Annotated in this window: 4 protein-coding genes; all 4 read left to right on the forward strand. The window is 64.6% G+C overall.

Features of this window, described 5'->3' with window-relative positions; all coding sequences use genetic code 11:
• The first annotated feature begins 237 nt into the window (after positions 1–237).
• The 4 genes from MA884_RS01990 to MA884_RS02005 all read left to right on the forward strand — a co-directional run bounded on the left by MA884_RS01990 (position 238) and on the right by MA884_RS02005 (position 8,889).
• On the forward strand, positions 238–1,215 hold the full coding sequence (locus MA884_RS01990) for a TauD/TfdA family dioxygenase (protein ID WP_256228739.1): 978 nt from the start codon (positions 238–240) through the stop codon (positions 1,213–1,215).
• Between the two features lie 7 nt (positions 1,216–1,222).
• Positions 1,223–4,651 carry a condensation domain-containing protein gene (locus tag MA884_RS01995; RefSeq protein WP_256228741.1) on the forward strand — a complete coding sequence of 1,143 codons (3,429 nt, stop codon included), beginning with the start codon at positions 1,223–1,225 and terminating at the stop codon, positions 4,649–4,651.
• A gap of 17 nt (positions 4,652–4,668) precedes the next feature.
• The gene (locus MA884_RS02000; protein ID WP_256228742.1) at positions 4,669–5,715 is read left to right on the forward strand and encodes a TauD/TfdA family dioxygenase; all 1,047 of its coding nucleotides are present in this window, start codon (positions 4,669–4,671) and stop codon (positions 5,713–5,715) included.
• 111 nt (positions 5,716–5,826) lie between these two features.
• Complete coding sequence (locus MA884_RS02005) at positions 5,827–8,889, forward strand: amino acid adenylation domain-containing protein (RefSeq protein WP_256228743.1); 3,063 nt, start codon at positions 5,827–5,829, stop codon at positions 8,887–8,889.
• Positions 8,890–8,947 lie beyond the last annotated feature (58 nt).

An 8,947-nucleotide genomic window follows, 5' to 3' on the forward strand; every position in this document is an offset into this window, starting at 1 on the left:
TGCGACAGATATTTTTTAGGTTTTTTGAGCTGGCCGAAGGCTGTTTGGTGCCAGCGGAGCGGAGTCTAATCCAAAAAAAAAATTAAATAAATAGTATTGATAATCCCTCTCATTTGTACCTAGTATGACGTCTTGTATTGATATGAATACATTACAGACGAGTCCTACACAACCGACCGCTGCCCTGCTTTCAAGGTCTTGTGACTGGTCGAAGAAGACAAAAGAGGATGCACAAGGATGACCTCAATCGAACACCTGACCGGGCGTTCCGAGCTTTTTTCCATGGCGCCCACGGATGCAAGCGCCCAGTCGCTACCCCTGCTGGTGGAGGGGACATCGGGACAGTCGATCCACGATCTGGACGCCTCGATTCGCGACAGCCTGGCCCATGCCCTGACCACGGTTGGCGGCGTGTTGTTTCGCGGTTTCACCGTCGCCACACCCATCGATTTCAAGCGCTTCGCTGCCAGCTTCGGGGCACCGCTGGCCAGTTACGAATTCGGCTCCACGCCGCGCAGCAAAGTCTTCGCCGGGGTCTATAGCTCCACGGAATACCCGGCCCATCAATTCATCCCTTTGCACAACGAGCAGGCCTACACCCGCCCCTGGCCTTCGCGCATCTGGTTTCACTGCATCAAGGCCAGTGAAACCGGCGGCGAGACCCCGATTGCCGACAGCCGCCTGATCTACCAGCGCATGCCCGCCGAGATCCGCGAGTTGTTCGCCAGCCGCGAGTTGCTCTACGTACGCAACTACAGCGGCGCCCTGGACCTGCCTTGGGAAAAAGTCTTCAACACCCAGGATCGTGCCCAGGTCGAACGCTACTGCCGGGACAACGACATCGAGTGGGAATGGAAAGCCGATGGCGACCTGCGCACCCGCCAGCGGTGCGCCGCCGTGCAGCAGCATCCCGATACTGGTGAATGGGTCTGGTTCAACCAGGCGCACCTGTTCCATGTCTCAGCCATCGAACCGAGCGTACGCGCCAGCCTGCTCGCAGCCGTGGGTGAAGAGAACCTGCCGCGCCATGTCTATTTCGGCGACGGCTCGGCCATTGCCGACGACATCCTTGACACCGTGCGCGAGGTCTACCGCGAGACGGCCATCAGTTTCCCCTGGCAGCCGGGCGATATCCTGATGCTCGACAACCGACTGGTGGCACACGGTCGCAATCCTTTCACCGGTGACCGCAAAGTCATCGTGGCCATGGCGTGAATTGCACATGTTTTCATTCAAACATTGGATCGAGGTGCTGGAAGCCAACGCCCAGCACTTCCCTCAGCGTGCTGCCCTGCATTTCTTGCCGGACGGTGTCAACATCGGCGAAACCCTGAGCTTTGCCCAACTGCACGAGCAGTCCCAGTCCCTGGCGGCCGCGCTGCAAGCGCGTTATGCCCCGGGGGATCGTGTGCTGTTGATGCTGCCCAGCAGCCTCGACTACGCCCGCGCCTTCTGTGCCTGCCTGTATGCGGGCCTGATTGCCGTGCCGTTGTTTCCACCGCCGTCGCGCAAACCGCGCCACCTCGACCGCGTCCGCAACGTGGTGGTGGATGCCGAGCCGGCGCTGATTCTGGCACCGGCGGAGCATTGCGAAAGTCTGCTTGAACTGGTGGAGGGCCGCGTCGATGTGTTGACCGTCCAGCACCTGGGCACACCACCGGCCAGCCAGTGGCAACGCCCGGCTATCGACGGTTCGACCGTGGCCTTCCTGCAATACACCTCGGGCTCTACCGGCTCGCCAAAAGGCGTCGAGGTGCGTCAGCGCAACCTGATCGCCAACGTCGAGCTGATGCGTCAGGCGTACGCTTTCGACGAACACGGCGCCATGGTCAACTGGCTGCCGCTGTACCACGACATGGGCCTGATCGGCGGCATGCTGGCCCCGCTCTACAGCGGCATGCCGTGCTACCTGATGGCGTCCCAGACCTTCGTCAATGCGCCGTCGACCTGGCTGCAGGCACTGAGTCGCTACCGGGCCACCGCCAGCTTCGCCCCCAACTTCGCCTACGCCCTGTGCAACCGTGTGGTCAGCGACAACCTGATCGCACAGCTCGACCTGAGCGCCTGGAAACATGCGATCAACGGCGCAGAGCCGATCCACCCCGGCACCCTGGAAGCTTTCGCCCAGCGTTTTGCCGCCTGCGGCCTGAACCCGCTGGCCATCAGCCCCGGTTATGGCCAGGCCGAAGCAACGCTGTGCGTCAGCGCCACGCCGGCCGATGCGCTGCCGGTGGTGCTGCGCCTGGACAAAGCCGTGCTGGAGAGCGGTCGCGTGGCGCTGGCGGCTGCCGACGCCGCCGCGGTGGAGTTCGTCGCCTGCGGTTATCCGCAAGCCTTGCACAGCATCGCCATCGTCGACCCGCACACCTTCGAGCGCTGCGCCGCCGATCACATCGGCGAAGTCTGGCTCAAGGGCCCGAGCAACGCCGAATCCTACTGGAACAATCCCGAGGCCACTCGTGAGGCCTTTGAGGCACGGATAGTCGGCTCATCGGAACATTACCTGCGCTCCGGCGACCTGGGCTTCATGTACGAAGGCCAGGTGGTGATCTGCGGGCGGCTCAAGGACCTGTTGATTCTCAATGGGCGCAACCTCTACCCCCACGACATCGAATTCGCCATTACCGACGCCGAGCCGGGCATCCGTACCGGACGCATCGCTGCTTTCTCGGAAATGGACCCGGCACTGGGCCGCGAGAAACTGGTGATCGTCGCCGAGCCGCAGCGCAAGTTCGTCGACCCGGCGCATCATCCGGCGCTGTTCGCGTCGATGCAAAACGCCGTGCGCGAAGCCGCCGATTGTGGCATCGACCAGATTGTGCTGGTGCAAGCCGGCACCATCCCGATGACCACCAGCGGCAAGATCGCCCGTCAAGGTGCGCGCAAGCAACTGGTCGCCGGCACGTTGAGCATCATCGCCCAGAGCGGTGGGCAGCAGGCCTCGAACGGCGAGCCCCTTGACCTTGCCCAGCTCAAGCGCCTGGCGACCGAAACACCGCAACAGGCCCAAGCCGCCTGCCGCCAATGGCTGGAACAGACGCTGCACGCGGTCAACCCGTATTTTTCCGCCGACTTCGACCTCAGCCTGATCGGCCAGGGCCTGGATTCCATCGGTGTGGCTGACTTCGCCGCGCGCCTGCACCGGGACCTGGGCTGGAACCTCGATATTCAGGACCTGTTCGGGGAAACCACCCTGGGGCAATGGGCGCTGGCCCTGCAAACCTTCCTCAATGAGCCAACGCCAACGGCCGAGGCTTCGACCGAGCAGGCCAACCTCAGCCAGGGGCATCAATCGTTCGCCCAGCGTCGTCTGTGGTTCCTGCGACAACTGAACCCGGACGACACCCGCCACAACCTGGTGTTGCACCTGCGCCTGCAAGGTCCGCTGGACATCGAGACGCTGGCCCTGCGACTGAACACGCTGGTCGAGCGTCACGGCGTATTACGCACGGTGTACCGCGACGGTGTCGATGGCCCGCAACAACAGGTGTTGCCGGCTACGACGGTAGCGCTGGTCCATCATGATGTGCGTGAGCAGAGCCAAGCGCAGCAACAGCAGACGCTGAACGAACGCCTGGCCCACGAACACACCACCCCGGTCGATCTGCAAGCCGGACCGTTGCTACGGGCGCAGTTGCTCAGCCGACACGACCAACAGCATGACCTGCTGCTGACCCTGCACCACATCGCCTTCGACGGACGCTCGGCGCAAATATTGTTGGCGGAACTGGCGGGGGCGGCGGACGCCGCGCTCCCGGGGCAATACCTCGATTTCGCCCAATGGGAAGCCCGGCACTGGAGCGAACAGCGGATCGCCACTGAGCAAGACTTTTGGCGCGAACACCTGACCGGCATGCCGCAAACGTTGGAACTGGGTGGCAGCGGCCAGGCCCCGGGCGAATACAGCCTGGACTTCAACGTGCCGCAGACCGGCTGCGAGCGCTTGGCAGCGCTGGCCCGTGAACAAGGCATGACGTTGTTCATGTTGTTGCTGGCCAGCTACCAACTGGTGCTCAAGCAACTGGGCGGCCAGCCGCAGTTCCTGCTGGGCACCGACGTCAGCGGCCGGCCGCTGGCAGAGCACAACGACGTCATCGGTTTCTTCGTCAACCAGTTGACCCTGCGCTGTGACCTGCACGGCGAACCGACCCTGGCCGGTTTCCTCGAGCGGGTTCGCGATGAAGCGCGCCTGGCCTACGCCCATCAAGGCCTGCCTTTCGACCTGGTGGTCTCGGCCCTTGCGCCGCAGCGCCGTCCCGGTCACTCGCCGCTGTTCCAGGTCAAGCTCAACTATCAACCGTCACGGGTGACCCCGACCGCCATCGCCGGCGCGCAGTTGTCCGCGCTGGACGTGGCCCAGGCACCGGGGGATTTCCACCTGGTGCTCGACCTCGTGCACGGCGGCGAAGGCCTCGCCGCGACGCTCAAGTATCGCGGCGAATACTTCGACCGCGACCGTGCCGTGCGCCTGCAACACCTGTGGACGCGCCTGCTGGAGCAGATGCACAGCCTGCTGGACGAACCGTTGCCGGCACTGGCCGAGCGCATCGACGGCTGGGACCAGGCCTTTGCCCGGGAGCGACAACAGTCCCAGGCGCTGGCCGGTCGCAGCCAGATGATGCAAGCCAAACGTCGCTCCTTGTCCCTTTAACCGAGTCGGATGCCGTTATGTCTATCGTGCCCCCATCGCCACGCGCCCTTGGCGCCGTGCGTCGCAAAGCCATGAACGTCTCGGAACAACAGTTGGTCAGCGAGCGCCTGCTCAGCCCGGACCACGCCCTGCCCCTGGTGATCGAGCCGGCGGTCAGTGGCGTCGACCTGATCGCCTGGGCCGCCGGGGAACGCGAGTCGCTGGAAAAAAAACTGCTGCAATACGGCGCCCTGCTGTTTCGCGGCTTCAACGTCGCGTCCGTCGAGCAGTTCGACCAGGTGATCGCCGCCCTCTCCCCCGGAGCGCTGGAATACATGTTCCGCGCCTCACCCCGGACACGGGTCGGCGGCAACATCTACACCTCGACCGACTACCCGGCCGACCAGATGATTTTCCCCCACAACGAACACTCCTACTCGCCGCGTTTCCCGCTGCGGCTGTTCTTCTACTGCCAACTGCCGTCCGAGACCGGCGGTGAAACCCCGATCGGCTCGACCCGCACCGTAAAGGCCAGGATCAGCCCGCAGATCCAAGCGCGGTTCAGGGAAAAAGGCGTGCTGTACGTGCGCAACTACGGCGACGGTTTCGGCCTGCCATGGCAGAGCGTTTTCCAGTCCGAAGATCGCCGCGAAGTAGAGGCCTACTGCGCCAGCGTCGGCATCGAAGTGGAATGGAAAGACAACAATCGCCTGCGCACCCGTCAACGCGGGCCAGCCGTGGTGCGCCACCCGCGCACCGGCGAAGAGGTCTGGTTCAACCACGCCACGTTCTTCCACATCAGCACCCTGCCTGAGCGAATCCGCGATTCGCTGCAAAGCAACTTCAACGACCTCGACCTGCCCACCAACACCTTTTACGGCGATGGCGAACCGATCGAGCCGCAGGTTCTGGAGTCGCTACGTGCGGCCTACCTCGACTCGCTGGTGCGCTTCAGTTGGCAACAGGGGGACGTGTTGTTCATCGACAACATGCTCGCCGTGCACGGTCGCGAACCCTTTACCGGCAAGCGCGCCATCATGACCGGCATGGCGGAAGCCCTGCTGTCGAGCGACGTTGCCGTCTGACATTCAACGGGTCCACCCGCCGTTCGCAGGCGGCTTGCCTGACACGAGTCCAGCAAGCCCCGGCGTCTGTGCGGTGATCCAGGCTCAAGCCCTTTTCCAGTCGAGATGAACATGAGCGGACTTCAAGGTTTTCGTATTTCGCCGCAACAGGCATCGGTTTACCCCCACACCAACGGCGCAGCGCAGCACCCGTTCAGCTGTCATTTGCAATGGTCGCTGTCGCGACCGCTGGATGTCGATGCACTGAACAACCGCCTGCAGGCACTGGTAGCGGGCAGCGAAATCCTGCGTACACGCCTGATGCCCGTGCCCGGCCTGCGCCACCCGGTGCAGGTGATTGACGAAGCCGGCTCGCTGGCGGTGAACCTCCTGGACCTGCGCCAGCACAGCCGCGCCGACCAGGACGCCGCGCTCGCTCAGCTCGCCACCCAGCCCCGTGACTGGACACCCCCCCTGTGCGTGACCCTGGTGCGCCTGTCCGATGAGCAAGGCGTGCTGGACCTCGCGGCGGCCAGCAGCCACTTCGACCTCGCCAGCCTGAAATGGCTGGCCGGTGCATTGCTGCAGGACACCGCCACGGACCTGTCCGACACCTTGCAGTACGCCGACTACGCCGAATGGCGCTGGAGCCTGGTTGAAGACGCGCCGGACCATCCGGGCGTGAGCTTCTGGAAACCTGCGGGCGACACCGAACAGGCCACCTTGCAACTGCCGCTCGAATCGGCCCTCGAGGGCGGTTTTGCACCAACCCGACTGGAGCTGACCCTGCCGAGCAACCTCGCCCGTCACTCGGCTCTGCCCCCAAACCTACTGCTGGCGGCATGGGCAGCGGTCCTGGGACGACTGGCCGGCCAGCAACAGGTGCCACTCACCCTGATCCATGAAAGTCGCGGCGCGGAACTGGAGAACGCCCTGGGCCTGTTCGAACAGTGCCTGCCCGTGAGCATCGAACTGGATGCCCAGGCGACTCTGCTGGAGCAAAGCACGCACGTGGCCGCCAACCTGGAACGGCTGATTGGCTGGCAGGACTATTACACCGGCAACCACCACGCCGGATACGCTTTTTCCTGGCGCTCCGGCGATGCCCGGGAGCGCCAGGCCGGCGCGGTGATGAGCCCGCTGAAGGCGTGCCTGAACGTCCGCCAGTTGCCCGACAGCCTGCACGCGCAGCTGGTCTACGACCGCCATGTCCTCAGCGCCGATGCTGCCGGCTGCCTCGCCGAACAATGGCTGCAACTGCTGCAAGGCGCCCTGGCCGAACCGCAACGGGGCTGGGCCCAATTGCCCCTGGGTGGCGCGCTGCAATCGCAGTTGATCGGCGCCGGCGCGAGCGCACCCTCCATCGAACCGGTGACGCTGGTGGAATTGATTGCCCGCCAGGTTCGCCACCAGCCGAACGCCATCGCCCTCAGCGATAAGGACGGCGACCTGAGCTACAGTCGCCTCGACGCCTGCGCCACGCAACTGGCCCACCGACTGGTCGCCGCCGGCATCGGTCCAGGGGTGCCCGTCGGCATCCTGTTCACCCGCAGCAACGCGGCCATTGTCGCCATGCTCGCCGTCTTGAAAGCCGGTGGCGCCTACGTGCCGATCGACCCGACCTACCCAGCCGACCGCCGCGCCTACATGCTCGCCGACAGCGCCATCGCCCACATCGTGGTCAGCGCCGAGCTGGCCGACAGCGTGCCGGCCAACCTGCAACGCTTCGTGCTCGGTGAGCTGACAACACAGGACCTCGGCGATTGGCCGGCGCTGCCGTTGCCGGACGCCAACGACCTCGCCTACCTGATCTACACCTCCGGCTCCACCGGTGCGCCGAAAGCCGTGGAAATCAGCCACGGCGCCCTGAGCTTCTCGACCCAGGTGCGCATGGCCACCTATGACAACCCGGTGCGCGCCTACCTGTTGTTGTCGTCGTTTGCCTTCGACAGTTCGGTCGCCGGGATTTTCTGGACCCTGGCCCAAGGCGGGCGCCTGGTATTGCCCGCCCCGGGCGAAGAGCTGGAGATGTCGCGCCTGGCGCAACTGATTGCCCAGCACCAGGTCAGCCACGGCCTGTCGCTGCCGTCGCTGTACCAGGCCCTGCTCGATCAATTGCAGCGCAGCGGGGGAACCGACAGCCTCGCCTGCTGGATCGTCGCGGGTGAGGCTTGCCCGCCGTCGCTGATCGCGCAACACAGCAAGACCCTGCCACGCGCACATCTGGTGAACGAATACGGTCCCACTGAGGCCACCGTCTGGGCCACCTATGAGGTGCTGGACCCACGCCGGAACGTCAGCATCGGCCGTCCGATCGCCGGCATGGACCTGCGCCTGCTGAATGAATTCGACACGGCTTGCGGCATTGGCGAACCGGGTGAAATCGTCCTCGCCGGCCCCACCCTGGCCCGCGGCTATCGCCACAAGCCCGAAGAAACCGCCAAGGCCTTCGTCACCCTGGCCGACGGCACTCGTGCCTACCGTACGGGTGACCTGGCGTGCTGGCTGGCCGACGGGCGCCTGGCGTTCCTTGGCCGCAAGGACCATCAGGTCAAGGTGCGCGGCTACCGCATCGAACTGGGCGAAATCGAACGGCAGTTGTGCAGCCACAGCGACGTGCGCGAAGCCGCCGTGATCGTCCAGGAACACGCCGCTGGCAAGCGCCTGCTCGCCTACATCCTGGCCGCCCACGGCTACGCACCGGACTCGGAGGCGATCAAGCGTTTCCTCGGTGAACGCCTGCCGGCGTACATGGTGCCGGCCCTGGTGCTGACCCTGGCGAGCTTTCCGCGCACACCCAACGGCAAGCTCGACACCCGGCAGTTGCCCGACCCCGACTCGTTCGATGAAAGCGCCCACGTGGCGCCGCGCAACGCGATGGAAACCGCCCTGCAAGCGATCGTCGCCAAGGTCTTGAAGCTCTCGACGGTGAGCGTCACCGACAACTTTTTCGCCATCGGCGGCGACTCGATCCTGAGCCTGCAAGTGGTGGCCCAGGCCCATGAGCAAGGCATCGCGCTCTCCGCCAAACAAGTCTTCGAGCGCCAGACCATCGCGGCCATGGCCGAGGTCGCGCAACCACTGGATCCGAACGCCGCCGAGCCGCAAGCCGACAGCACCGAATTCAGCGCCTCGGGCCTGTCCGATGACGAAATGCAAGCGCTGATGGCCGAACTGGACGAGGCCGACCTGTGAACGGCTCCTCTCGTCACCACGCCATCACCGTCGCCCCTATTTACGCAGGACCCTTGCA

The organism is Pseudomonas sp. Q11, from assembly GCF_024494355.1.
GTDB classification, from domain to species: Bacteria; Pseudomonadota; Gammaproteobacteria; order Pseudomonadales; family Pseudomonadaceae; genus Aquipseudomonas; species Aquipseudomonas hefeiensis.